This is a genomic window from Burkholderia sp. S-53 (assembly GCF_025560745.1).
GTDB classification, from domain to species: Bacteria; Pseudomonadota; Gammaproteobacteria; order Burkholderiales; family Burkholderiaceae; genus Burkholderia; species Burkholderia pyrrocinia.
This window is the reverse complement of sequence record NZ_CP090482.1, coordinates 877040-902304: the sequence shown is the minus strand read 5'-3', so window position 1 is coordinate 902304 and position 25265 is coordinate 877040. Positions and strand designations below refer to the sequence as shown.

Below are 25265 nucleotides of genomic sequence, written 5' to 3'. Positions count from 1 at the left end.
GTGCATGCCGGCGCGATTTGTCGTGGTCGTGTGATGCCGCTACGCGTCGATGCGTTTCCTGAGCCCTTCGCCGGCAAACGGCATTTCGCGCACGCGCTGGCCGGTCGCGTCGAAGATGGCGTTTGCGAGCGCGCCCGCGGTCGGCCCCATCGACGCCTCGGCCGCGCCGAGGAACGGTGCGCTCGGACGATTGATCAGATGCACCTTGACGCTTTGCGGTGCGGCGTCGAAGCGGAGAATCGGATAGCTGCTCCAGTCGAAGCTGCGCACGCGTTGCGTATCGTATTTCAGTGCCTCGTACAGCGTCCAGCTCGCGGACTGGATGATGCCACCCTCGATCTGGTTGCGAATGCCGTCGGGCGATACGACCTGGCCGGCGTCGACGGCCGCTTCCGCACGTTCGAGCGTCACCTGGCCGGTTTCCGGAACGACCGACACCTCGACCGCGATCGCGACGTAGGCCATCAGGTTCTTGTATTTGCCGAATGCGAAGCCGACGCCGCGGTTGCGTTCGCGCGGCGGCCGGGGCCAGCCGAACTTGGTCGCGACGAGCTTGATCACCTGGCTCGCGCGATGATCCTGCATGTGACGCAGCCGGAATTCGACCGGATCGACGCCGGCGGCGTGCGCCAGCTCGTCCATGAAGCTCTCGATCGCCCAGACGTTCGTGTGCGCGCCGAGCGAGCGCATCGCCGAAGTCTGCAGCGGCATCGTCGGCGAGAAGTTGTTGACGATGTGCATGTTCGGCAGTGCGTACAGCGGGATCGCGTTGCGATCGCCGCCGCCCTCGGGCTGCAGCATCGGCGTCGACGGCGCGGAGACGAACGGCGGTTCGAGCATCCGCGCGGGCAGCAGCCGGCCGGCATTGACGATGCGCTCGTTGTGCGAGCTGCTCCACAGCGCGTAGTTCCAGTCGACGATGCGGCCGCTCGCGTCGAGCGATGCGCTGAGCTCCGTGACCATCGCCGGCGTGAAGTGGTCCCACGTATGTTCCTGCTCGCGCATCCACTGGACGCGGATCGGCTTGCCGGGCATCGCGGCCGCGATCAGCGCCGCATGCGCGGCTACGTCGTCCGCGCCGTTGTGCCCGTAGCAGCCGGAGCCCTCGGTGTGAATGCAGCGAACGCTCGCCTTCGGCATCGACAGCATCTCGGCGAGCGCATCGCGGAGCGGGTACACGCCCTGCGAGTGGGTCCACACGGTCAGCGTGCCGTTCTCGAGATGCGCGACCGAACAGGACGGCCCGATCGAGCCGTGCAGCAGGTAGTTCTTCAGGAACGTGGCGCTCAGCGTCTTCGCGGCCGGCGCGGTTTGCGCATGCGTATTGGCGATCTCGATGCGCTGCGTCGCGATCCGCTTCAGGTCCTGATGAACCGTATTGCGATCGGGCAGCGCCCGGCCGGGCGACCAGCGGCAGCCGGCGGCCAGTGCGCGCTGCGCGACGACCGCCTGCCATTCGCCCTGCGCGACGACCGCGAGCATGCTGCCGTTGCGCACGATCCGCACGACACCCGGCATCTTCAGGATCGCGGCTTCGTCGAACGACAGCAGTTTCGCGTCGTACACCGGCGGCATCACGACGCGCGCATGCAGCATGCCGGGCAGTTCCATGTCCTGCACGTAGCTGACGCCGCCCGTGACCTTGTTCGGGATGTCGACGCGCGGCAGCGACGTGCCGATCACGGCGAACGTGGCCGGGCTCTTCAACGGCGACGTCGGCGTCGCGTTGCGATGCAGGTCGACGGTCCGGACCGCGTCGCCGTAGCGCATCGTGCGGCCGTCCGGCGCCTTGATGACCGCGTCGGCGACGGTAAGCAGGCGCGGCTCGACGCCGAACTGCTTCGCCGCGCCGTCGACCAGCAGCCCGCGCACCTGCGCGGCGGCGTTCAGCAACGCGGAGCCGCTGTCCGCCATCGTGTGGCTGCCGGCCGTCAAGCCCTCGTCCGGCGACGCGCCGGTGTCGGCGGTCAGGAACGTGATCAGCGACGGCTTCATGTTCAGTTCCTCGGCGGCCACCTGCAGCAACGCGGTACGCACGCCGGTGCCGAGCTCGACCTTGCCGGTGAACACGGTGACCTTGCCGTCGGGCGTGATCTTGATCCACGCGTCTAGCAGCGGATTGGTCTTCAGGCTGCCGGCCAGCGTTTCGGTGGCCTTGGCCACGTGGACGGCGGCGCCTTCGTCTGCGATCACGACCTCGGCGGCGGCGCGCGCGGCCGGCGCGAGGCTGAACGCGACGAAGAGCGCGCCGGAAACCATGAAGTGCCGGCGGCCTTCGTCGATGTCGTCGGGTGGGTTCATCAGAGCCCCTTGCTGATCATGACCGGAGCGGCTGCCGGTTCCGGGTCCGGCAAGCCCGAGACCTGGCGCACGGCCGCCAGGATCCGCATGTGGGTGCCGCAACGGCACAGATTCGGTTCCATGTGCGTGCGCAGTTCCTGTTCGGTCGGTTTCGGTTTGCGTTCGAGCAGCGCCTGCGCGCGCATGATCATGCCCGCGATGCAGTAACCGCACTGCGCCGCCTGATGATCGATGAACGCCTGCTGAAGCTTGCCCGGATGCTCGGCGGTGCCGAGGCTCTCGACGGTCCTGACGCGGCGCTCGGCGATCGCGGCGACCGGGATCAGGCACGAGAACATCGGCTTGTCGTCGACGATCACGGTGCACGCGCCGCATTGTCCGAGGCCGCAGCCGAACTTCGCGCCGTGCAGGTGCAGGTCGTTGCGCAGCGCGTAAAGGAGCGGCGTGGACGGATCGATGTCGAGCGTGTGCCGCACGCCATTCACGGTGAGGGTGATCATCGCGCGCTGTCCTCCTTTCTGAGTTTCGCGGCCAGGGTATCGATGCCGCTCCACGCGGGGCGATCGGAGTAGGTCTCGCGGATGTAGGCGGCAAGGTCCGCGATCTGCGCGTCGTCGTACTGGTCGAGGTAGGACGGCATGTAGTTCAGCGTGTCCTCGCCATGCCAGCCGATCCCGTTGAACATCATCTGGATCGCGTTGCGCGGCGTGTCGGCGGCGATCGCCGTGCTGGACGCGAGCGTCGGCCGCTCGCCGATCGACTGCATCGGCGCTGCAGGCCCGTGGCACTGCGCGCACGACGCCTGGAACAGCACCGCACCGCGCTGGCCGGCGGGCGTCGTCGCATGGCGCTCGACGGCGGTCGTCGCGGGCCGTGCGGCGGCCGGCTTCTGGATCGACAGGACATAGGCCGCGATGGCTTCGACATCCTCGACCGGCACCGTCGCGAGATCGCGCGTGACGGGCAGCATCGGTCCGGCGGCCGCGCCGTGCTCGCTCGCGCGGCCGGTGCGCAGGTACGTGACCAGTTGCGCCTGCGTCCACGGGTGGACCGCGTTGCCGAGCGTATTGAGCGGTGGTGCTTCCCAGCCGTCGACGATGCCGCCGTCGAACGCCTTGCCGGCCTCTTCTCCGCCGATCGCATTCAGCGGCGAATGGCAGGATGCGCAGTGTCCGAGGCCGTCGACGAGCAGCTTGCCGCGATTCCATTGCGCGGATTGCGACGGGTCCGGCCGGTACGCGCCCTCGCGCAGGAACAGCACGTTCCAGAACGCGACCAGCGGCCGGAAGTTGAGCGGGAAGATCAGGTCGTTCGCGGGCGTCTTCGTTTGGACCGGCTCGCGGGTCATCAGGTACGCGTACGCGGCCGCGATGTCGTCGTCGGACATACGCGTGAAGTGAATGTACGGAAACGCCGGGTAGAGCGGATGGCCGTCGCGGGCGATGCCGCTGCGCAGCGCGCGCGCGAACGCGTCACGCGACCAGCGGCCGATGCCGGTGTCGGCGTCCGGCGTGATGTTGGTCGCGTAGATCGTGCCGAACGGCGTCGCGAGCGGCAGCCCGCCGGCAAATGGCTTGCCGTCCTTCGCGGTGTGGCAGACGATGCAATCGCCGAGTGCGACCACGCGCGCGCCGGCCTTGATCAGTTGCGGATCGAACGACGCGCGGGCAGGCGGATCGATCGGCGCGATCGACGGCCGAACCATGATGCCGATCGCGACCGCCAGGCCGACGATCGCGATGCCTGCGGCGCCAAACCAGAGCCGTTTGTGCTTCATGCGCGCTCCACGCGGACCGGTGCGTCCGGCATCGTTCGACAGGCCGGGCAATAGACAGCACATCGGCTGCGCGTGCCCGCATGACGATCGTACGCGGCACTGCGGATCCGGTTGCCGCGACGGGCGGGCCAGCGTGCGTGGCCGGACTTGCGCGCGCTCGCGACGGTCGTTCCGGTCGGCGCCGCCGGATGGCGGCGCTGCATCGCCGATCGATTCGGCGATGGCAAGCCTGCCCGGCGGCAGCGATTCGCGACGGAGATCATGTCGTTACTCCAGGGGTGGTGGCCGCGCGCGGGCCGTGGCCTGCGCGCTCGTTGGTGGAGGCAGTCTACGCGGGCGCCGACGCCATTTCCTGAAGCTGCGCTGAAACGTTCTGAACGGGCGCACGGGCCGTTCCGGCGCTTGCGTTCATGCGTCAGCGCGGCGTGCCGAGGCCGAACGCCGCGGCAAGTTGCGGACCCTTGTCGAGCAACGACGTCACTTCCTCCCGCCGCCGGGCCGACCATTGCGCGAGGCGCTCGACGACATCGGTCGCATCGGCCGGCAACGCTTCGGCGAGCGACACGGCATCGCTCGCCGCCTTCGACGTGCCGGAAGCCGTATGGGGGCGCACGGTGCAGGCCGCGTCGCCGATCAGTGCGACGCGGCCGCCGACGAAGCCGGGACTCAGTGCGTCGAAAATCGCCTGGTTGAATGGCGCGGACGTCGCGAGCACCAGTTGCGACAGGGATGCGGGCAGCCGTTCGCCGGCGAGTTGCCGCAGCGTCGCGACGGTGTCGTCGGAAAGCTGCCCCGGATGCACGGACGCGTGATGAACGTGGCCGGCGCGATCGGTCAGGTGCCGGCGCAGCGCGTCGCGATCGGCTTCGTTGCGATACCAGAGCCAGTTGAACCGGCGCGCGCCCGGCGCGAGCGAGCCGTCGAGCGCGGGAATCAGGAATGCCATGAACAGCTCGCCCGGCGCCTTGTGAAGCGTCATGTTCTCGACCAGCGATGCGATCGACGCGGCGTCGAATTCGGCTTCGTCGACGATGCCGCGCCATGCGAGGTAGCCGGCAAACGATGGCGTATAGCCGGGGAAGAGGTGCGCGCGCAGGTGCGAGCCGGCACCGTCGGCGGCAATCAGCACATCCGCGCGGATGCGTTCGTCGTCGACGTGTACGTCGACACCGTCCGCGTCCTGGTCGAAACCGGTGACCGTGCGGCCGTACTGGATGCGCCCGCGCGGCAGCGTCTCGCACAGCGAGCGGTAGACGGCGTCCCACGACGAAAACGGCAGCATTTCGGGTTCGTCGCGCGTGACGACGCCGTCGCGATCGATCCAGCGCCGCCGATGCGTCGGCACGCTGATCATCTGGCGGCAATGCCGGCCATGCTGTTCGAGAAACGACATCATGCGCCGCAGCACGGCCACGCCGCCGCCCTGGCCGCGCAGCGGGGACGGCGAGCGCTCGCAGACCGTGACGTCGTGTCCGATGCAATCGAGCGTCAGCGCGGCCGCGAGCCCCGCGATCGATCCGCCTGCAATGACTATCTTCATCGTGCGTGACTCCCGTGTTCGGCCGGCGGCGCGCGTCGCCGGCCGGTCGGCGTGATGCGTTGTGCGCTACGACGCGATTTCGCCGGCCACGACGTCGTCCGCATAGCACCAGACCCAGCGCTCGCCGGGCTCGATCGAACGCGCGAGCGGGTGAGTCGTTTCGTGAAAATGCCGGCTGGCGTGGCGATTCGGTGACGAGTCGCAACAGCCGACGTGCCCGCAGGTCAGGCACAGGCGCAAATGCACCCACCGGCTGCCGGACTTCACGCATTCCTCGCAGTAGTCCTTGTCGGTGGTCAGGATGCGTGCTTCTGCAAGATGGGTGCAGGTCGTGGCCATCTTTCGCTCCGATGCCGGCGCCGGAGATCGCTCGCAGCGCGGCCGGCGCGAAGCTGCAAGCTGGGTTGGATACGGTTCATTGTGGACGGTCGTGTCGCGAGCGCGACCTTAATTCTTATGAAGCGTGTCGGCCCGGAGGGCAGGGGGACGTACAGTCACGAGTGCGGCCGGCCCGATATCCGGCCGGGATCCGACATGGCGGTCATCGGGAGGCGCTTATGACTCAGTCGCAGCATGTCAAGGTAATCGGCTTGCCGAACAGCAAGGAGGCCTATGCAATCCGCGACTTCCTGAAGCGCGGCGTGGTCGAGTACGAATGGTGCGAGTTGACGTCCGACAGCGATTGCGCGCGCGAGCTGGGCATCGCGCCGCTGCGCGACATCCGGTTGCCGGCCGTCATCTTTCCGGACGGCTCGTGCATCTTCCAGCCGACGCTGCCGGAGATTGCCGCCAAGCTCGGCTGGGTCGCCCGGCCGCGTTTCATCGAGTACGACGTGTCGATTTACGGCGCCGGTCCGGCCGGCCTGTCGGCGGCCGTCTACGCGGCGTCGGAAGGGCTGCGGGCCGTCGTGATCGAACGCGACGCCATCGGCGGGCAGGCCGGAACGAGTTCGCTGATCGAGAATTACATGGGGTTCCCGGAGGGCATTCCGGGCGCCGAACTGGCCGAGCGCGCGCGCCAGCAGGCGGTCAAGTTCGGCGTCGAGTTGCTGATGATGCGCGAGGGCGTGCACGCGACGTTCGTCGACGGCAAGATTCGCGTCGACCTGGCCGACGGCTCGATCCTGACCGCGCGCTCGAACATCTGCGCAACCGGGATCGAATACCGCAGTCTCGGCCTGCCCGACGAACAGAAGTTTCTCAACGCCGGCCTGTTCTACGGCGCGGGGTCGAGCGAAGCGCCGATGTGCGAAGGCAAGCATGTGTTCATCGTCGGCGGCGGCAATTCGGCGGGGCAGGCCGCGATGAACTTCGCGCGGCACGCGCGCGAAGTCACGATGATCGTCAGGGGCACGTCGCTGGCGGCGACGTTGTCGCGCTACCTGATCGACCGCATCGAGCGCATGCCGAACGTGACGGTGCGGTACTGTTCGACCGTCGACGCGCTGCATGGCGACGGCCGGCTCGAAGCGATCGTGATTCGTTCGGAAGACGGTGCGCGCGACGTGCTGCCGGCCACGCACCTGTTCGTCTGCATCGGCGGTGCGCCGAACACCGAATGGGCCCGGGATACGAACATCATCCGCAATCCGGGCGGCTATCTGGTGACCGGCAGCGATCTGTACGACTGCCCGGCATTCGAGCGCGTGTGGCCGCTCGAGCGTCGGCCCTACTATCTGGAAACGAGCGTGCCCGGTTCGTTCGCGGCGGGCGACGTCCGGTCGGGGTCGGTCAAGCGGGTGGCGTCGGCGGTCGGCGAAGGGGCGATGGCCGTGACGTTCGTGCACCGGTTCCTCGGCGAAGACGCGCATCGGCGGAGCGGCACCTGAGCCTGAGCCGCGCGTTCGCTCCTTGCGTCAGCGTGTCACGGAAATCGGCAGCCGGAACGTCAGCACGGTGCCGCCCCCGTCGCGCGGCGCGGCTTCGAGCGTGCCGCCATGCGCTTCGACGATCGATCGGCAGATCGCGAGGCCCATCCCCATGCCGTGCGATTTCGTCGTGAAGAACGGATCGAAGATCCGGTTCGCGATCCCGGCATCGATGCCGGGGCCGCGGTCGGCAACGGAGACGACTGCGTAACCGTCGTCAACGTGCGACGCGATCTCGAGTTCGCACGCCGTGGCGAGTCCGTCCATCGCGTCGAGCGCGTTGGTGACCAGGTTCAGGATCACCTGCTGGAGCTGGGTGCGATCCGCCATCACGCGGATGTCGTTGCAATTCAGGTCGACGCGCAGCGCGACCTGCTTCGCGTCGATTTCGGTCGCGGTGAGATGCAGCATGTCGCGAATCAGGTCGTCGATCGCGAGCGGCGCCAGTGCGGGCGGTGCCTGGCGCGCGAGCGATCGCAACGCGCGGACGATGTCGGCCGCACGCACGCCGGACGCGCGGATGTCCTCGAGGCTCGCGAGCGCTTCGCCGAGATCGGGTTGCGTGCCGCGCAGCCAGCGCATGCACGCGCCGACGCTCGACACGATGCTCGTCAGAGGCTGATTGATCTCGTGCGCGATCGACGCGGCCAGTTCGCCCATCACCGTCATGTGCGCGGTGCGCGCGAGCTCGGTCCGTGCATGCCGCAGCGCGGCCTCGGTCTCGAGCCGGCGCGCGTTCTCGTCGATCAGTTCCGCATAGAGCCGGGCGGATTCGAGCGCATTGGCCGCTTGCGGCGCGAGCACTTCCAGCATCGCGATGCGCCGCGGCGAAAACACGCCGTTGGACAATGCATTCTCGAGATACAGCACGCCGATCAGCGCACCCTGCTTCAACAACGGCAGGCAGAACAGCGAGCGCGTCGGGTGCGCGCGCAGGCTGTCGGCGTGGTCGGGCACGCCTTCGCGCTGCGCGTTCGCGAGCACGACCGGCTTGCGGGTCCGGGCGACGGTGTTCAGGATCGACAGCGGGACATCCTGCTCGGTGGGTTCGCCGCGGGCAATATCGACGATCACGTCGCTGCCGACGATGCGCGCGGTCGCCTCGATCGTCAGCCGGTCGTGCCGGGCGAGCAGCAGCAGGCCATGGCGTGCGCCGGCGTACACGATCATGTTGCGCATCAGCGTCTGGATCAGGCGCTCCAGCACGATCTCCTCGGACAGCGAATGGGCCGCGCGCATCGCGAGCGAGAAATCGAGATCTTCGCGCGCGGGCATGGCCGGGCCGCCCGGCGACGGGTCCATCACGAGGAACGGATGCTGCGCTTCCATCGCCTGCGCCTTGCCGGCCGCGCCCCAGCGCCGGTAGCACGCATGGGCGAGCCGCAGTTGGTGGCGCGCGGGGCCGGCGAGCCCGAGCGACGTGGCGTGATGCGCGGCCAGTTCGTGCGCGAGCGCCTGTTCGTGCACGAAACCGTGTTCCGCCGCGAGGCTGGCCGATGCCTCGTACTGCTGCATCGCGACGATATGGTCGCCGCGCACGCGCGCGAATTCGGCATCGATCAGCGCGAGCTTGTTGCGGAACGTCGCCGGATTGCGTTCGCTCCACGCGGCGAAGCGGGCGCGTTGCGGCGCATGGCGTTCGAGCAGCCGCTCGGGCGGCGTGGCGCCGCGGTCGCTCGCGATGCCGGCCAGCACGCCGAACAGGTGGAAGTCGGACAGCATGATGTGCGCGGGCGTCGACCACGCGCTCGATGCGGCTGCATCGAGCGACGCACGCGCCGCATCCGCGTCGCCGTAGATGAAGGCCGCCTGGCCGGCGAGCACGTCGGTCCAGAACTGCAGGACCGACATCGGCGTCTTCGTCGACGCACGGGCGCGCCAGGTGCCGATCGGCCGGTGGTGGCCGAGCTGCAGCGCATCGACGAATTCGGACTGGGTGGACACGAGGTCGACGATGTCGTCGTAACGCGCGCCGCGCGCGATCTGCAGCAGCGGATCGATTTCGTCGCGGATCGCCGGCAGCGCTTCGCCCATCGACAGCAGATCGCTGACGATATGGTTGCAGCTGTAGCACATCCAGCGCAGCTCGGCGCTCGCATTGCCCGCCGCTTTCGCATCGCGCGCGCGGTCGAGCGCGTACGGCAGCGGCTGGGTCCAGACGCTCACCTGGTCGAGCGCGATCAGCGTCGCGGAGCGGTAGCGCTCGAAGCCGTGGCGATCGACCAGCGCGAGCGCGACCTTCGCGAATTCGAAGCCGTCTTCGTACGCGTCGTGATGCCCCGCGATGCTGACGCCGTACCACGCGAGCCCCTGCACCGACGCGGCGGTGACGCCGTGGCGCAGGGTCAGCCGGACCATCGTCGCGAAATGCAGCAACATCAGCCCGCCGCTCGGATAGAACATCGCGGCTTCGAGTGCGGTCAGCAGCGCCATCGTGGCTTCGACGCGCGTGTCGGTCATCACCGGCAGGTCGACGAGATCGCGGATGGCGCGGCCGTCGAGCGCTTCCCGCACGGCATCGCAGGCCGCCGCGAGATCGGCCTCGGCCGGCTCGGCCGGCAGTTTCACGCCGAGCAGCGCCAGCCCGGCCAGCGCGACGTCGACGGCCTGCCGGTAGCGCGACTCCACCGTGAGCTGCGCGGCCTTCAGCCGGTGCGCCTCCGCGCGATCTGCCGGCGTGCGCGTACGTGCCATGAGTTCGTCGATCGCGTCGGATGCCTGAGCGGCTTCGCCGGTCGCGAGCAGCAGTCCGCTGCGCAGGATGCCGATCCGGCTCGCGAGACCGTAGTGTTGCAACCATGCGTGCGGACCGAGCAGCGCTTGCGCAGACGCGAGCAACGACAGCGCGCGATCTCGCGCGGCGGCCGTTGCCGCCGCTTCCGCGGCTGCGACCAGCGCATTCGCGAAAGCGAGCGCGAGCGCGCCGTCGAGCGGTGCGGTTTTCGCCTGCTCGATCTGGGCGGCGAGTTCCAGCAGCGATTCGGTCGACTGCGCGTCCATGCGCGCGAGCATCGCGGCGGCGATCCGGGCGTGGCGCAGCGTGCGCTCCGCCCGCCCGGTGACTGCGTAGACGGCCTCGAGGATGCGGTCGTGAACGAAGCGCCAGCGGTTGCCGGAGAGCGATACGAGGCCCGCCTGCCGCACAGGGTCCATCCAGAAGCGGAGTTCGGCCCACGTCTTGCCGGCGGCGGCGCACAACAGCGCGTCGTCGGCGTCAGTGCCGATACAAGCCAGCAGCGTCAGCAGCGTTCTCGATTCAGGCGGCAGCCGCTGCATCCGGATCGCGAGCAGGCTCACGACATTCTCGGTCACGTGGCGCGCGTCGATGTCGGCCGAATGCCACTGCCACGTTTGCGCCGCCGGGTCGTAGCTGAGGAGCCGCTCGTCGATCAGCGTGCGCAGCAGTTGCTGGATGTAGAACGGATTGCCGCCGGTCCTGCGGTGAACGATGTCGCCGAGCCCGGACAGCCGGGCCGGCGCTTCCCGGAGCATGCCGGCCAGCATGTGCGTGACATCGGGTGCGTCGAGCGGCGCCAGCGTCAGCGCCGACAGGCGGGTGGGGTCGAGCTGCTGCAGGAAGCGGTGGAAGGCCGGCGAGTGGTCGTGCTGCGGCCCGCTTCGATAACCGGCCACGATGCAGAAATTGGCCGGCGGATCGACCGCGATCGACGCAAGAAACGCGAGTGTCGCGTCGTCGGCCCACTGGATGTCGTCCAGCGCCATGACGAGCGGTTCGGCTGGCGCGGCGAACGCACGGAACGCATTCACGACGATCTGGCATAGATGAAATTCCGGAATCGCATCGGTATGGTCGAACGCGACGGGCTCGACATCGAGCAGCCACGCAATCTCCGGGAAGATGCCGGACAGCAGGCTGGCCTGACGGCCCACGCAGTCGCGCAGCCGCGCGGCGATCGCCGCGATTTCGTCGTCGGGCCTGGCCAGCGCGCTGCCGAACAGCGTGCGCAATGCCTGCAGCACGGGCGCGTAGGGCCGTGCGGGCTGGAACTGATCGATCTTCGCCGACGTACACCAGGCCGTATGCGACGCCGCACGCGCATGGCGCATGAAGTCCTCCGCCAGCGCGGTCTTGCCGACGCCGGCCGGCCCGTCGATCAGCACGATGGCCGTCTCGCCGGTTCGCGATACGGCCGCCAGCACCGCTTCGAGCCGGCGGGATTCGGCTTCGCGGCCGACCAGCAGGTCGGGCGCATGCAAGCCGGCGAGCGGATCGCTGCCGCCGAGCGCGAACGGCTCGACGCGGCCGGCCGCCCGCCAGTCGCGCAGGATACGTTCGAGATCGTGCTGCACCGTTTCGCAGGACGGGTAGCGATCGGCGGGCTCCTTGGCGATCAGTTTCAGGATCAGGTCGTTCAGGACGGCAGGCAGGTCGTTGCGAAAGGCCGTGGCCGGCGCTGGCTGCATGGCGACGTGCGCGTGGACCCATTCGGACGTCGACGTGGCCTTGTAAGGCATCGAGCCCGTCAGCAGGCGGAACAGCGTGATGCCGAACGCATACAGGTCGGAGCGCTCGTCGACGTACGAGTCTTCGGAGACTTCGGGCGCCGCGTAGGCCGCGAAATCGGTGCGCATCGTGCTCGCCGCGGGTCGTTCCGTCCGACGGTCCCACGCATGGGCGAACGAGCGGAGCATGACCGTGCCGTCCGGTGCGATGACGAAACTGGACGGTTGCAGATCGCCATGCAGCCAGCCGCGCCGATGAAGCTCCCCGAGCGTGCGCGTGGCCTGGATCGCCGCGTCGAGAAAGACGTCGAGCGGCAGCCGCCCGTCAGCCAGCGTGTCGAACGCACGCACGTCCGGGCGAGGATAGACGAGCACCGGGCCGTCAGCGGCGCGGATCAGCGCAACCGGCATGAGCGCCCACGCCGGTTCCAGCGCTGCGTTCAATGCATATTCGTGCTCGAACTGCCGGCAGCGCTGGTCGGATTCCCACCCGGTCTGGCACGCGGACCACTCGCGCCCCGTTCCGGCGTCGGTCAGGTCGAACCGCAGCACGTCGCCCGAGCGGACGGCGTTCGACAGGCGGGCGCGTGCCAGCCAGTCGGCATCCATTCGGTTCATGTGGTCCGGGTCGCGCAAGGGTTGGTTCACGGTGGGGGCAGGCTGGGTGGAGCAGGGTGAAAACGGGTCGTAAAAACGGGGTCGGCCGGGCTGGGTTGCGCCCGTCCGGGCGGCCCCGTGCATTGTCCGCCAGCCTGAGGAAATTTGCAGTACCCGCCACACACCGTTCCCGACGACCGGGCCGGCCGGTACCCGACTAAACCTATAGATAATGGCCGGCGCGCCCGCCGCACCATACGATGGCTTCAAGCCTCCCGACACGCATCGATGCGTGTCCGGCGGGCGGAACAGGGGGTGTCGCCTCGCGAGGCGGCGCAAGGTGCGGAGCAGCATAAGCGAGTGCGGATCATGTATACGTTCGGGCAGGTGACGGTTTCCCTTGAATGCCGCGAAGTCTGCGTCGACGGGCAGCCACGGTATATCGGCGCCCGGGCATTCGAGATTCTCGAGCTGCTGGTAAAGGCGGCGGGCAGGCTCGTGTCGAAGGACGAGATCATGCAAGCGGTGTGGCCGAACACGATCGTGGTCGAGAACAACATCCAGGTGCATATCTCGACGCTGCGCAAGCTGTTCGGCGGCAAGCACGGGTGGATACGGACCGAATCGGGTCGCGGCTATCGGCTCGCGCCGCCGGCCGACCTGGCCTATGTCGACCGTCAGCCGGACGGGATCGAGCCGGCGCGCGGCGCCCGCGCGGGCACCGCGCCGCGCAAATGTCCGCTGATCGGCCGCGAGCAGGAAGCGGCCGAGCTGCACGCGCTGCTCGAATGCGAGGCGCTCGTCACGCTGGTCGGCCCCGGCGGCGTGGGCAAGACGCATCTCGCGCTGGAGGTCGCCACGGCCTGGTCGGCGGTGCGCGGCATCGAGATGGTCCGGATCGATCTCGCCGGCTGGCAGGGCGGCGCGACGCTGGAGTCCATGGTGCTGGACGCGCTCGACCTGCCGGGCGGCCCGGCCGCCGGGCCGGCCGATGTCGTGCGCGCGATCGCCGGGCAGCGCGTGATGCTGGTGCTCGATAACGCCGAGCAGCATGTCGACGAACTGGCGGATCTCTGCGAAGCGATCGCGGACGCGAATGCCGGCGCGATACTCGTCGTGACCAGCCGCGAACCGCTGCGTGTCGCCGGCGAGCGCGTCTATCGCGTCGGGCCGCTGCCCGTGCCGCCGGCCGGCGCGGACGACGGCGAGATCGTCGCGTGCGGCGCCGTCCGCATGTTTCTGGCCCGGGCGCGCGCAATGGGCACCGACATTCCCGCGGATGCGAAGACGCTGGACGCGATCGCGTCCATCTGCCGCCGCCTGAGCGGCCTGCCGCTCGCGCTCGAACTCGGCGCGGCCCGAGTCGCGTTGCTCGGGATCCAGGGGCTGGCAGCCGATCTCGACAAGTCCGTGCTGTCGTTGTCCGGCGGCCTGCGTACGGCCCATCCGCGCCAGCAGACGCTCAGGGCCACCATCGAGTGGAGCTATAGGCTGCTCGGCGAAGCGGAGCGCACCGTGCTGTGCCGCCTCGCGGCGTTTCCGGATGCGTTCCGGCTCGACGCGGCGTGCGCGCTGGCGGCCTGCGACGAACTGGGCGCCGCCCGGGTGCTCGACTGCCTGGTCAGCCTTGCATCGAAATCGCTGCTGGTCGTCCATTCGGTCGGACTCTCGAAGCGCTATTCGCTGCTCGAGGTCGTGCGTGCGTATGCGCTCGAGAAGCTGGCGGAATCGGGCGAAGCCGGCCGCATCCATGCCCGGTGCGCGTCCTTCGTCGGCGAAGAGCGCTCGGCTACGCCGGCGCCGGCCGCGCCCGCGCAACCGCGGCTGGCGGCAGGGTCGTGGGCATGACACACGGGACGCGCGGGCGTGGCGCGCAGCGGTAACGCCTGTCGACGCGGCGTAAGCTGTGTCGCGATGTTCTGGATTGACACAATTTTCAGGTTCCCATTTCATGGCCATTGTTTGCATCATCGATGACGATGCGTCGGTCCGTAGGAGTCTCGCCAGCCTGCTGAAATCGGCTGGTCATACCGCATTGCAGTTCGCGTCGGGCGAGGAATTCCTTGCGGCCGGCCCGCTGGACGACGCGGCTTGCGTGCTGGTCGATCTGAAGATGAAGGGGATGAGCGGTCTCGACGTCCAGCGCCTGCTGGTCGAGCGCAACGCGACGCTGCCGGTCATCTTCATGTCGGCGCACGGCGACGACGAGTCGGTCCGCCGCGCGCTTGCGCAAGGCGCGGTCGCGTTCCTGCGCAAGCCGTTTCCATCGGACGATATGCTCAACCTGATCGATCACATCGCATCCGGCGCGCCGCCTGCGTGAGCGGCGGCCCGTCGACCGGCCGCGCCGCGAGCGGCGCGGCAGTTCCGCTCGGCTTTTTCTTAGTTTATCATTCGATAATGAAGCGGATGTCTACACAGGGAAAGCAATGGCGAGCACGCCGGATATGACGTCGATCGGCAACCGGGGCGCGGGCGACTCCGCGCCGATCGTCTATGTGGTCGACGACGACGAAACGCTGCGGCGCGCGTTGAGCTCGCTGTTGCGTTCGGCGGGATGGCGCGTCGAGACCTTCGCGTCGTCGCGGGCGTTTCTCGCGTTCGAGCGGCCCGCCGTGCCGAGCTGCCTGATCCTCGACGTGCGTCTTGCCGACGAGAGCGGGCTGGCCCTTCAGGAGGAAGCGGTGCGGGCGGGCCTGAACGTGCCGATCCTCTTCATGACGGGTTACGGCGACGTGGCCACGACGGTCAAGGCGATGAAGGGCGGCGCGCTCGATTTCCTGACCAAGCCGTTCGACGACGAAACGATGCTCGATGCCGTCGGCCGCGCACTGGCCCGCGACGGCGAGCGCCTCGCGCGCGACCGTGCGCTGGACGCGGTGCGCCGGGCCTATGCGTCGCTGACGCCACGCGAACGCGAAGTGATGAGCCAGGTGGTCGCAGGCCTGATGAACAAGCAGATCGCAGCGAATCTCGGCCTGCAGGAAATCACGGTGAAGGTGCATCGGGCCCAGGTGATGAAGAAGATGCAGGTCCGCACGCTGCCGGATCTCGTGCGGCAAGCCGAAGCGCTGGGCGTGGGCCCGGCCGGCGCGCGCGACTGAGCGGGCGCGCCGGATCGTTCGACGCGGCGGCGCGGGCTTCGACGTGGCGGGCCGGGCCGCGATGGCGCGAACGACGGCGTTCATGCGGCCACTTCCGCTTCAACGTGGGTACGGCGCTCCCGGCGTCGCGGCACAGGCCAGCGAGATGCGCGTCGCTCATCGCGCGCCGGCGACCGCATTGGTCGATGAAACGGCATGACCGAGCGACAGGTAGCTACGGTGCAGCAGCGATTCGATGGTTGCCCAATCGGCGTCGGTGACGCTGCCCGCATCTTCACGGGCGTCGCGAAGCAGCATCGCTTGCGCGCGCAACTGGCCGTGTTCGAGAGTCGAGACCGCGGGCACCCTGTACAGCGACGCGGCGGCTTCAGCGCACGCGCTGCCCAACGCGCCGGGCGGATAACGTCCACGCTGCCGGTGCACGATCCACCATTCCAGTTCGAGCGCGGTCGTGCGCGAGACATCGAAGTCGCGGTTCCCGGTGTTGCGGATCAGGCTGAAATAGGTATGCAGCGCCGGCAACGCTTTTTCGTAATCGCTGCGTTCCTTGCCCTCCTTGAACGTGAATGCGGCTGATGCGCCGTAGTAAGCGCCGGCGTACGACCTTAGCCACGGAAGGTGGTATTGCGTGCGCAGGGATTGCGCCAATTCAAGAAAAAGCGCGACGTGCTGGCGCTCATAGTAGGAGCGCCATATTTTCGTTTCGAGTGTCCCCGTCGCGACGGGATCGAAGCGGCTCAGGTCACGGTGCAACGGCCAGAAGAGATCGGCGGCGGCATAGCCGATCAGAACGACGAGCAGGGCCAGGATCGTCCGTCGCCGGCGTCCCGGTCCAGCCGAAAGGATCGCGCGGTGCCGCAGGTCGTGGCTGCGGGGGCGCCCGGTTGTGTTCATGTCGAATGGCGTCGATATCGAACGTGCGTTGACCCCTCTATTTCATTACGCGCCCCAGCACCTCGCCCAACTCGGCGTCGTCAAGCACCGGGACGATGTCCAGCTCCATCAGGTCGCTCCACTGATAGGCGAATTCGGTGAGTTTCTTCATATCATCTGTTTCGAGCAGATCGAACCCTGCGCTCAGATCGGCTCGTGTCCACCGGCCCACCAACCGGACGCCGTCGGGCGGGAGCCCGCCGGTTCGCTGAAAGCGCTCGATGGCTTCGGCACGCTGCTGGGTATCCGGTGCCCAGTGGAAGGTCATCATGAATTTCATGGCTGTGTCTCCTGAAGGTGGCTCGTCCACCTCCTTCAATTTATACGCGCGATGACGGCTTACGGGTGGGTGCAATCGGGCGTGTGCACTGCGACGCAAGTCGACGCCAGGAGAAGATCGTGACAGGTCCTCGCTTCGGCGGACTCGATACGATCAATTCATGCGGCACGCCGGAACCGGGAAATACAAAAAACGTTAGGTAAGCTTACGAGCGATAAAAAAATGCGTGAGGCCGATCGAGCGAAGGCCGACGGCACGTCGATGTTTTCTCAGAACCGCTCTTCGCGATTCGCGACGTTCGCCGGTTTCGCTGCAGGCGGCGTCCATCCTCCACCCAGCGCACGCACGAGATTGACCGTCGCGATGGCGAGTGCCTGGCGGCTATGAATCAGCTGGCGTTGCGCAGTCAGCGCGTCCCGGTCCGCGTCGATGACCTCGAGATAGCTGACGTAGCCGTGCCCGTAACGGCTCAGCGACAACCGCGCCGCTGCTTCGGTGGCGCGCGCCGCGCTGTCGTAGCGCACGATCCGCTCTTTCTGCGCGGCGATGTCGTTGAGCGCGTCCTGGACCTCGCGCAGCGCGCCCAGCGCGGTCGAGCGATAGTTCGCGTCGGCGAGTGCCGCGCCGGCCGTCGCGGCGGCGACTGCGGCCTCGCGCTTGCCGCCGTCGAACACCGTTTCGGCCACGCTCGCGCCGAGGCCCCACAGCGAACTGTTGCGGTCGAGAAACGTGCCGAGGTCGCGGCTGGCGAACCCGCCCTGCGCGGTCAGCGTCAAGGTCGGAAGCCACGCGGTACGGGCGACGCCGATTTCGAGCGACGCCGCGTCGACGCGGCGCGCCGCCGCATGGACGTCCGGGCGTCGCGCGAGCAGCGCGGACGGCAGGCCGGGCGGCACCTCCGGCACGCGCATGGCGGAGGCGGTCGGCGCGACCGTGAAGGCGGTCGGCGAGACACCGGTCAGCACGGCGAGCGCGTCGACGAGGTTTTCGCGCAGCCGCCGGCTGTCCGCGAGATCGGCGCGAGCCGTATCGAGATCGGCTGCCGCGCGCAGCGCGTCGAGATCGCTTGCCGCGCCGGCCCGCACGCGCGCGGCGATCACGTCGAGTGCGGTGCGTCGCAACTCGATCGCGCGGGCGAGCGTCGCGAGATCCTGCTCGACGAAATGGAGCGTCAGGTAATCGCTCGCGACGTCGGTCGCGACGCGTAGTCGAACGGCCGCACGATCCGCGTCCGCCTGCAGCGCGTTCTGCCTGCCGATCTCCGCATCGCCGCGCAGGCGCCCCCACAGATCGACTTCATAGCTGGCGTTGAACGGCACCGACCAGTTGTGCATCGTGCGTTTCGGCAATGCGTTGTCGACCGTGCCGGATACGCGCGAGCGGCTGAACGACGGATCGACGCCGACGGTCGGTGCGAGTGCGGCTTCACGCACCCCGAGCAGCGCCTGCGCCTGGTCGACGCGCGCCGCGGCGGCGCGGATGTCGTGGTTGCCGGCGAGCGCGGCGTCGACGAGTGCGACGAGTGACGGATCGCCGAACGATGCGGGCCATTCGACGAGCGACGGTGCGGGTTCGCCGGGCGCATCCGCATGACGGAACCGGTCGGATCCGACCGCGACGGGGGCGAGCGGCTGCGGCGCGATCGTGCACGCGCTCAGCAGGCCGGCGGCGAGCAGGGCGGCGATGCGGGTCATGGCTGCGTGCGGCCGCGTTGCAGCGAGACGATGACCGACAGGCCGGGCCGAATGCGCGGTTCGGCCGAGGCCGGGCCGTCCAGCAGGATCTTGACGGGCACCCGCTGCGTGACCTTCGTGAAGTTGCCGGTCGCGTTGTCGGGCGGCAACAGTGCAAACTGCCCGCCCGTCGCGGGCGACAGGCTGTCGACGTGTCCGTTGAAGGTCCGGTCCGGCAGCGCGTCGAAGCGCAGCTGCACGACGTCGCCGGTGCGGACGTGCCGAAGCTGGGTTTCGCGGAAGTTCGCCACCACCCACGGGTGCGGTTCGACAACCGTGAGCAGCGCCTGGCCGGGCGCGACATGCTCGCCGGTCTCGACCGTCTTCTTGCCGACGTGGCCGTCCGACGGCGCCACGACGATTGTGTACTGGCGCTGCAGCTCAACATCGCGCAACTCGGCGTCGTTCTGGTTCGACACGGCATCGGCAGCCTGCCGCGCGGCCTGCGCGCTGCGCTGCTGCGCTTCGGCCGCCTCGATGCGCGCGCGGGCGGACTTGCGTGCCGCGTTGGCGGCATCGAATTCCTGCTGCGACAATCCGCGCGGCGTTTCGCGGGTCAGTTCGCGTGCCCGTGCGTAGTCGAGCTCGGCCTTCTCGGCGTCCGCGTGCGCCGACACGAGCGCCGCGTCGGCTTGTTCGACCAGCGCCTTCGCGCGGTTCGCATCCGAGTGCGCTTGCGCGACGCGGGCCCGCTGCAGCGCGACGCGCACGTCGAAATCGCGCGGGTCGAGCTGCACGAGCGGGTCGCCCGCGTGCACGAACTGGTTGTCGTTCACCAGCACACGCTCGACCGTGCCGGCCACGCGCGGCGAGATCACGTGCAGGTGACCCGTCACGTACGCGTCGTCGGTGCCGCGGTCATGCGCGTCGAATTCGTAGACCAGCAGCGCGACGAGCAACAGCGCGCATCCGGCGATCAGTACGACCGGCCACTTTCGCGACCGTGCGGTGGAAGTGGGCGGCACGTCCGGCGAGTTCGTGGTCACGATCGGGATACTCCATCGAAAAAACAGGGTTTTTCGCATCGCGCTATGCTTGCGCGAGCTTTTTGTGCGGGAGCCGCTCGACGATGAACACCACGTTCGCCCCCGGTGGCGCGACACCGGGGCCGGCCGCAGCGCCGGACTCCGACATACCGACGTTTCGTTCGATCGCCGCGATCGCGGCCGTGCTGCTCGGCGCGATCATTTCGACCTTGACGTCGCGCATCACGTCGCTCGGGCTCGCCGACGTGCGCGGCGCGCTCGGCGTCGGGTTCGACGAGGGCGCGTGGATCAACACCGCGTTCATCGCGTCGCAGATGTTCGTCGGGCCGCTCGCGATCGCGGCGGCCTTCGTGTTCGGCACGCGCCGCGTGCTGCTGGCGGGCGCCGCGGTATTCCTGGTCGTCGAAAGCGTGCTGCCGCTGTGTACGAACTTCGGCACGTTCATCGTGTTCCAGAGCGTGGCCGGCTTCGCGTCCGGCGTGTTCGTGCCGCTGACCGTCGGGTTCGTCGTCCGCACGCTGCCGCCGCGGCTGATTCCGTTCGGCATCGCCGCGTATGCGATGAACCTCGAGATGTCGCTCAACCTGTCGGCGACGCTCGAAGGCTGGTACAGCGAACACCTGAGCTGGCGCTGGCTGTTCTGGCAGAACGCACTGCTGACCGTGCCGTTCATCGTCTGCCTGATGCTGTCGCTGTCCACCGAACCGATCAAGCGCTTCGCGTCCGGCATCGACACGCGCGGCATGGTGCTCGGCGCCGGCGGGTTCGCATGCCTGTGCATCGCGCTCGATCAGGGCGAACGGCTGTTCTGGTTCCAGTCGCCGCTGATCGTCGCGCTGCTGGGCATCGGCATCGTGATGGTGGCCGCGTTCCTGATCCACGAACTGGCGTCGCGACGGGCAGGGCTCGATCTCGGCTATCTCGCGCTGCCCAACGTCGCGTTGCTGATCCTGCTCGTCGGCCTCGTGCGCTTTACCGTGCTCAACACGAGCTTCATTCCGTCGGCGTTTCTCGCAAGCACCTACGGGCTGCGCCCGCTGCAGATCGGCGATACGCTGCGCTGGATCGCGATGCCGCAACTGCTGTTCGCGCCGTGCGTGGCGTGGCTGCTGCAACGCGTCGATCCGCGCCGGCTGATCGTGGCGGGCTTCGCGATGGTGGCGGTCGCGTTCGCGCTCGGTGCGCAACTCACGCCCGTCTGGGCCGAACCCGACTTCATCCCGTCGCAATTGCTCCAGGCGTTGGGGCAGACGATGGCGCTCACGTCGGTCATTTTCTTTTTCGGCAAGCACGTGACGGCCGAGCACGCGCTCACGTTCGGCGCGGTCGTGCAGACGACACGCCTGCTGAGCGGGCAGCTCGGCACGACGTCGATCGCGGTGGTCCAGCGCATCATGGAGGCTACCCATTCGAATCTCGTCGGTCTGCATGTCACGCTGTCGGATCCGCAAACGCTGGAGCGCCTGCGGGCCGGCGCGGCGTCGCTCGTGTCGCACGGCGCGACCTTCGCGACGGGCGACCAGGCGGCCTACGTGTTGCTCGATCGGGCCGTCCGCGTCCAGGCGACGACGCTCGCGCTCGCCGACAATTTCCGTGTCGCGATGACGTTCGCGGTCGCGGGAGCGCTGATCGGCATGCTGCTCAGGCCGGCGCGGGCGCCGTGAGCGCCCGACGCCGGATCGGCGCAGGTCGCGCATCGACGATCTTGGCGATCGCGCACGCCGCAACGGAATCGCGACGACCTGAAAAATCCTGAAACGCACTAAACGGCGCGCCGGCACGATGGCCGGGCGCGCCGTACGGTGACGCTTGCGCTTACGCCTTCAGGAACGCGAGCAGTTCGGCATTGATCCGGTCGGCGTTGACGACGCACATCCCGTGCGATCCGCCGGGGATCACCTTGAGTTGCGCGTGCTTCACGATCTTCGCGGACAGTCGGGCCGAATCGTCGATCGGCACGATCTGGTCGTCGTCGCCGTGCAGGATCAGCGTCGGGACGTCGATCTTCTTCAGGTCCTCGGTGTAGTCGATCTCGGAGAATTCCTTGACGCACTGATACTGGCCGTAGACACCGCCCATCATGCCCTGCGCCCAGAACGCGTCGATCGTGCCCTGCGACACCTTGGCGTCCGGACGGTTGAAGCCGAAGAACGGCACGGCGAGATCCTTGTAGAACTGCGAACGGTTCTCGGCGACGTTCTTGCGGATCCCGTCGAATACGTCCATCGGCAGGCCGCCGGGATTGGATGCCGATTTCACCATCTGCGGCGGCACGGCGCCGATCAGCACGGCCTTCGACACGCGCTTCGTGCCGTGACGGCCGATGTAGTGCGCGACTTCGCCGCCGCCGGTGGAATGGCCGACGAGCGTGGCTTCGCGCAGGTCGAGCGCATTCATCAGCGCCGCCAGGTCGTCGGCATAGGTGTCCATGTCGTTGCCTTGCGACGGCTGGCTCGAGCGGCCGTGACCGCGGCGGTCGTGCGCGATCACGCGATAGCCGTGCTGCACGAGGAACAGCATCTGCGGGTCCCACGCGTCGGCGCACAACGGCCAGCCGTGCGAGAAGACGACCGGGCGGCCGCTGCCCCAGTCCTTGAAGTAAATCTGCGTACCGTCTTTGGTGGTGATCGTATTCATCGCATGGGCTCCTTGATGGGCGGAAGCGGCGTGTTTGGGGGCTGCTGCGGCGGCAGCCGGCAGCGCGGCGGCTGCAACGGCGGTCGCGCCGGCAAGCAGCATGTCTCGGCGACGCGCCGAGGGAACGGCGTCGATGTCTGCGGGACGCATTGGGACTCCTTGAACGTGCGGTGGAACGATGCCGCGTTGGATGGATGGTTCGGATCTGCCCGCATGCGGCAATTTCGCCGGCAGCCGGCGGGCGTTCACGGTCGCGCGCCGGCAGGCGCGCGAAGGCAGCGAACGAACGCCGACAGGAGCCTATCCCGCGGCCATGCGCCGTGTACTGAAATCCCGCTGAATTTTCGTGAACCCGGTTGCGGTGCACGCCGCGCGCCCGTGCGGCCGAATCGGCCAGAAAAATTAAGCCCGGAATAAAGACTCTTCAGCGGCGGCTCGCTATCGTCAGCATCAGGTCATCCCGTCGCGGGTCGTTGCCGGTTCGCGTCGGCGGATGGCGATCGCGACGCGGGCGGGTGTGCAACATCCGGACCCCTCGCCACTTGCCTGGGTACGCCGCCATGGACGAATTCAATCGCTGGGAGCACGTGATGACGCTGCTCGACCCGTCGCCGGACGCGAGCCGCTGTGCGCCGCCGTATCTTCGCGACCCGGAACCCGCGCGCCGTCGCCATCGCGACGATGCGCCGCCCGCGTCGAGCGGTGGCGTGCGCCGCCGGTGCGCGATCGTCGCCGCCGAGCGGCAGACCGATTCGTCGGTATTGATCTCGTGGAGCGATCCGACGCGCTGCCGGTACGACGAGCAGCGCTGGATCAGCGCAAAATCCCGCGCCCTCGGGCGCTGCGCGCTGACCGGCATCACGATTCATACCGGCGATGCGATCTACAAGCCGCAATGGCGCGGCGCGAAGCGCCCCGCGAACTACCGGGAGGTGATCCTCGCTGCCGAACTGGAGCGGTTCATCGTCAGGCTGTCCCGTTCATGACCCGGAGCGCTGCGCGCCGTCCATCGGAGCATGGCCGGCGGCCGCTGCATTTTCACCGCTGAGGAAGGAATTCGCATGAGCACGTTCACGACACGCGACGGCGTTTCGATTCACTACAAGGACTGGGGAGCAGGGCGCCCGGTCGTGTTCATTCACGGCTGGCCGCTGAATGCGGACATGTGGGACGTCCAGATGCATCATCTGGCGTCGAACGGCTTGCGCTGCATCGCGTACGACCGGCGCGGCTTCGGCCGGTCGGGCCAGCCGTGGACGGGCTACGACTACGACACGCTGGCGGACGATCTCGCGACGCTGATCGAGACGCTCGGGCTGCGCGACGTGACGCTCGTCGGCTTTTCGATGGGCGGCGGCGAAGTGGCCCGCTACATCGGCCGGCACGGCACGCGGCACATCGCGAAGGCCGTGCTGATCGGGTCGGTGACGCCGCTGGTCGCGCGGCGCGACGATCATCCGGACGGCGTCGACGTCGCCGTGTTCGACGGCATTCGCGCGGGCATCGCGGCCGACCGCGCGGCATTCTTCGAGCACTTCTGGCCGCTGTTCACCGGCTCGAACCGGGCCGCTTCGGCGATCTCGCGCGCCACGCTCGACTGGACGTCCTTCATGGCGCTGCAGGCCGGATTGAAGGGCACGCTCGATTGCGTCGGCGCGTTTTCCGAAACCGATTTCCGGGCGGATCTCGACAGGTTCGACGTGCCGACGCTCGTGATTCACGGCGACGACGACCAGACGGTGCCGCTCGCGCTCACGGGCGCCGCCGCGGCGAAGCGCGTGCCGCACGCGACGCTGAGCGTTTACGAGGGCGGGCCGCATGCGTTGTATCTGACGCACGCGCAGCGATTGAACGACGAACTGCTGGCGTTCGCCCGCGCATGACCCGGCGGGAGCTGAAGTGACGTGACTTGACGTGGCGGAGCCGGATCGACCGGCCGGCTCACTCCGTCCATGTCGACCCGAGCACCAGGCCGCAGAAATTCGTCCGGCGATAGTCCGGGTCGCACCGCTCGAGCACGTCGGCGCAGACGTTGCCGAATGCAGTCGCAGGGCGATGGACGGTGCCCGCGGCGAGCGCCTCGAGGAACAGTTCCTTGAAACACGGGCCGCGTGGCCACGCGTTGACGATCTCGTCGCGTTCGGACCGGCTCACTTCGTCGAAATGACGTGCAAAGAGATCCGTCTCGATGCCTGCGCCGAGCAACGCCGTCAACGGCGTCATGTACGGATGAATGCCGAAGGTCGTATGCAGCGCGATTGCACGCCACACCTCCGCCGCATCGTCGTCGGCGACGCCGTATCCGCCGAGGAATGCGTGCGCGGCATTCGCGCCGTCGATTTCGAAGCGCCGGCGCGAATGCCGGTAGCGCTCCGTCAGTCCGAAGTCATGGAACAGCGCGGCGACATACAGCAGCTCGGCGTCGAATGCGATGCCGCGACGCAGCCCGATGATCGACGCGAACGCGAACACGCGCATCGCGTGCCGGAACAGGAGTTCCGGCTCGCCGGCGCGCACGGTCGCGGCGGCCTCCCGTGCGATCGGGCCGTCGGGAATCCGGATGCCGGCGATGCGGTTGCCCATGGTCGTGTTCCTCTCGGCGTGACGGCGGTCGCTCGACGCTGAAGCCGTGGAACCATCGTCGCGCGCCGCGCCGCTGAATGTCCTGAGCGGCGGCTGAATCGTTCTGAACGGAAAATCCGACCGGCCATTTCGCCCGGAATCGGTTTCATTGCGCGTTGCACGTCTTTTTTACCTGGTTTTTATAGGCCGATCGTGCGAGGCGCCATTTCGATTAACCAGATAGAGAAATCAATTTCGGCAAATCGGATGTTTTATCCTACGAAACAGGTTCATGGGTGAATCACTGTTTCGCGCATTGCAAATGCGTGATGCCGCGCCGCGCGAGGCGAGGCGGGCGCACGCACGGGAGCCATCGGGCAAATCGTGGTTTTCATCGATTCAAAAATTTTGCTCGTTGGATTCTGATTATTTGAATCATCTCAACAGGCAAATGCCGTAGCATTGGCGTCCAATCGATGTCAT

Annotated in this window: 21 protein-coding genes; 9 read left to right on the top strand and 12 right to left on the bottom strand. The window is 68.1% G+C overall.

The genetic code is table 11. The annotated features are described in order from the left end of the window. Positions 1 to 39: 39 nt before the first annotated feature. The 5 genes from LXM88_RS03680 to LXM88_RS03660 all read right to left on the bottom strand — a co-directional run bounded on the left by LXM88_RS03680 (position 40) and on the right by LXM88_RS03660 (position 5957). On the bottom strand, positions 40 to 2301 hold the full coding sequence (locus tag LXM88_RS03680; protein WP_262530568.1) for a xanthine dehydrogenase family protein molybdopterin-binding subunit: 2262 nt from the start codon (positions 2299 to 2301) through the stop codon (positions 40 to 42). Next, the gene (locus LXM88_RS03675; protein WP_262530567.1) at positions 2301 to 2801 is read right to left on the bottom strand and encodes a (2Fe-2S)-binding protein; all 501 of its coding nucleotides are present in this window, start codon (positions 2799 to 2801) and stop codon (positions 2301 to 2303) included. Before LXM88_RS03675 ends, LXM88_RS03680 begins: the two co-directional genes overlap by 1 nt. Then, a complete protein-coding gene (locus LXM88_RS03670; protein ID WP_262530566.1) occupies positions 2798 to 4078 on the bottom strand; it encodes a c-type cytochrome in 1281 nt (426 codons plus the stop codon). The genes LXM88_RS03675 and LXM88_RS03670 overlap by 4 nt, the downstream gene beginning before the upstream one ends. Positions 4079 to 4493: 415 nt before the next feature. After that, a complete protein-coding gene (locus tag LXM88_RS03665) occupies positions 4494 to 5618 on the bottom strand; it encodes an FAD binding domain-containing protein (RefSeq protein ID WP_262530565.1) in 1125 nt (374 codons plus the stop codon). 66 nt (positions 5619 to 5684) lie between these two features. Continuing rightward, complete coding sequence (locus LXM88_RS03660; protein ID WP_262530564.1) at positions 5685 to 5957, bottom strand: ubiquitin carboxyl-terminal hydrolase 14; 273 nt, start codon at positions 5955 to 5957, stop codon at positions 5685 to 5687. A 218-nt stretch (positions 5958 to 6175) separates the two neighbouring features. Between LXM88_RS03660 and LXM88_RS03655 the strand changes: the two genes are divergently transcribed. Further along, the gene (locus tag LXM88_RS03655; protein WP_262530563.1) at positions 6176 to 7447 is read left to right on the top strand and encodes an NAD(P)/FAD-dependent oxidoreductase; all 1272 of its coding nucleotides are present in this window, start codon (positions 6176 to 6178) and stop codon (positions 7445 to 7447) included. Between the two features lie 27 nt (positions 7448 to 7474). On the opposite strand, the gene LXM88_RS03650 is transcribed toward LXM88_RS03655, so the two are convergent. Further along, a complete protein-coding gene (locus LXM88_RS03650; RefSeq protein ID WP_262530562.1) occupies positions 7475 to 12901 on the bottom strand; it encodes a trifunctional serine/threonine-protein kinase/ATP-binding protein/sensor histidine kinase in 5427 nt (1808 codons plus the stop codon). Positions 12902 to 12916: 15 nt separating this feature from the next. On the opposite strand from LXM88_RS03650, the gene LXM88_RS03645 reads away from it, so the two are divergent. From LXM88_RS03645 to LXM88_RS03635, 3 genes are all read left to right on the top strand, one after another. After that, a complete protein-coding gene (locus LXM88_RS03645; protein ID WP_262530561.1) occupies positions 12917 to 14395 on the top strand; it encodes a winged helix-turn-helix domain-containing protein in 1479 nt (492 codons plus the stop codon). 103 nt (positions 14396 to 14498) lie between these two features. Next, on the top strand, positions 14499 to 14870 hold the full coding sequence (locus LXM88_RS03640) for a response regulator transcription factor (protein WP_262530560.1): 372 nt from the start codon (positions 14499 to 14501) through the stop codon (positions 14868 to 14870). 106 nt (positions 14871 to 14976) lie between these two features. Continuing rightward, the gene (locus tag LXM88_RS03635) at positions 14977 to 15651 is read left to right on the top strand and encodes a response regulator transcription factor (RefSeq protein ID WP_262530559.1); all 675 of its coding nucleotides are present in this window, start codon (positions 14977 to 14979) and stop codon (positions 15649 to 15651) included. A gap of 156 nt (positions 15652 to 15807) precedes the next feature. Here the strand turns inward: LXM88_RS03635 and LXM88_RS03630 are convergent, their stop codons facing one another. From LXM88_RS03630 to LXM88_RS03615, 4 genes are all read right to left on the bottom strand, one after another. After that, complete coding sequence (locus LXM88_RS03630; protein ID WP_262530558.1) at positions 15808 to 16545, bottom strand: hypothetical protein; 738 nt, start codon at positions 16543 to 16545, stop codon at positions 15808 to 15810. A 37-nt stretch (positions 16546 to 16582) separates the two neighbouring features. Further along, complete coding sequence (locus tag LXM88_RS03625; protein ID WP_262530557.1) at positions 16583 to 16864, bottom strand: DUF3303 domain-containing protein; 282 nt, start codon at positions 16862 to 16864, stop codon at positions 16583 to 16585. Between the two features lie 269 nt (positions 16865 to 17133). Beyond that, on the bottom strand, positions 17134 to 18558 hold the full coding sequence (locus LXM88_RS03620) for an efflux transporter outer membrane subunit (protein ID WP_262530556.1): 1425 nt from the start codon (positions 18556 to 18558) through the stop codon (positions 17134 to 17136). Then, positions 18555 to 19583 (bottom strand): HlyD family secretion protein, encoded by a 1029-nt coding sequence (locus tag LXM88_RS03615; RefSeq protein ID WP_412524081.1) that lies wholly within the window; start codon positions 19581 to 19583, stop codon positions 18555 to 18557. The genes LXM88_RS03620 and LXM88_RS03615 overlap by 4 nt, the downstream gene beginning before the upstream one ends. Before the next feature lie 83 nt (positions 19584 to 19666). Between LXM88_RS03615 and LXM88_RS03610 the strand changes: the two genes are divergently transcribed. Then, complete coding sequence (locus LXM88_RS03610) at positions 19667 to 21247, top strand: MFS transporter (protein ID WP_262530554.1); 1581 nt, start codon at positions 19667 to 19669, stop codon at positions 21245 to 21247. 151 nt (positions 21248 to 21398) lie between these two features. Here the strand turns inward: LXM88_RS03610 and LXM88_RS03605 are convergent, their stop codons facing one another. Then, the gene (locus tag LXM88_RS03605; RefSeq protein WP_262530553.1) at positions 21399 to 22220 is read right to left on the bottom strand and encodes an alpha/beta fold hydrolase; all 822 of its coding nucleotides are present in this window, start codon (positions 22218 to 22220) and stop codon (positions 21399 to 21401) included. 190 nt (positions 22221 to 22410) lie between these two features. On the opposite strand from LXM88_RS03605, the gene LXM88_RS03600 reads away from it, so the two are divergent. The 3 genes from LXM88_RS03600 (at position 22411) to LXM88_RS03590 (ending at position 24103) form a co-directional block, all read left to right on the top strand. Then, the gene (locus tag LXM88_RS03600) at positions 22411 to 22560 is read left to right on the top strand and encodes a hypothetical protein (RefSeq protein ID WP_262530552.1); all 150 of its coding nucleotides are present in this window, start codon (positions 22411 to 22413) and stop codon (positions 22558 to 22560) included. Positions 22561 to 22780: 220 nt separating this feature from the next. Beyond that, positions 22781 to 23206 carry a DUF3331 domain-containing protein gene (locus LXM88_RS03595; RefSeq protein ID WP_262530551.1) on the top strand — a complete coding sequence of 142 codons (426 nt, stop codon included), beginning with the start codon at positions 22781 to 22783 and terminating at the stop codon, positions 23204 to 23206. 75 nt (positions 23207 to 23281) lie between these two features. Continuing rightward, complete coding sequence (locus tag LXM88_RS03590; RefSeq protein ID WP_262530550.1) at positions 23282 to 24103, top strand: alpha/beta fold hydrolase; 822 nt, start codon at positions 23282 to 23284, stop codon at positions 24101 to 24103. A gap of 58 nt (positions 24104 to 24161) precedes the next feature. Here LXM88_RS03590 and LXM88_RS03585 read toward each other — a convergent pair whose 3' ends face one another. Continuing rightward, complete coding sequence (locus LXM88_RS03585) at positions 24162 to 24803, bottom strand: HD domain-containing protein (protein WP_262530549.1); 642 nt, start codon at positions 24801 to 24803, stop codon at positions 24162 to 24164. 271 nt (positions 24804 to 25074) lie between these two features. On the opposite strand from LXM88_RS03585, the gene LXM88_RS03580 reads away from it, so the two are divergent. Further along, positions 25075 to 25242 carry a hypothetical protein gene (locus LXM88_RS03580; protein ID WP_262530548.1) on the top strand — a complete coding sequence of 56 codons (168 nt, stop codon included), beginning with the start codon at positions 25075 to 25077 and terminating at the stop codon, positions 25240 to 25242. Positions 25243 to 25265: the final 23 nt, after the last annotated feature.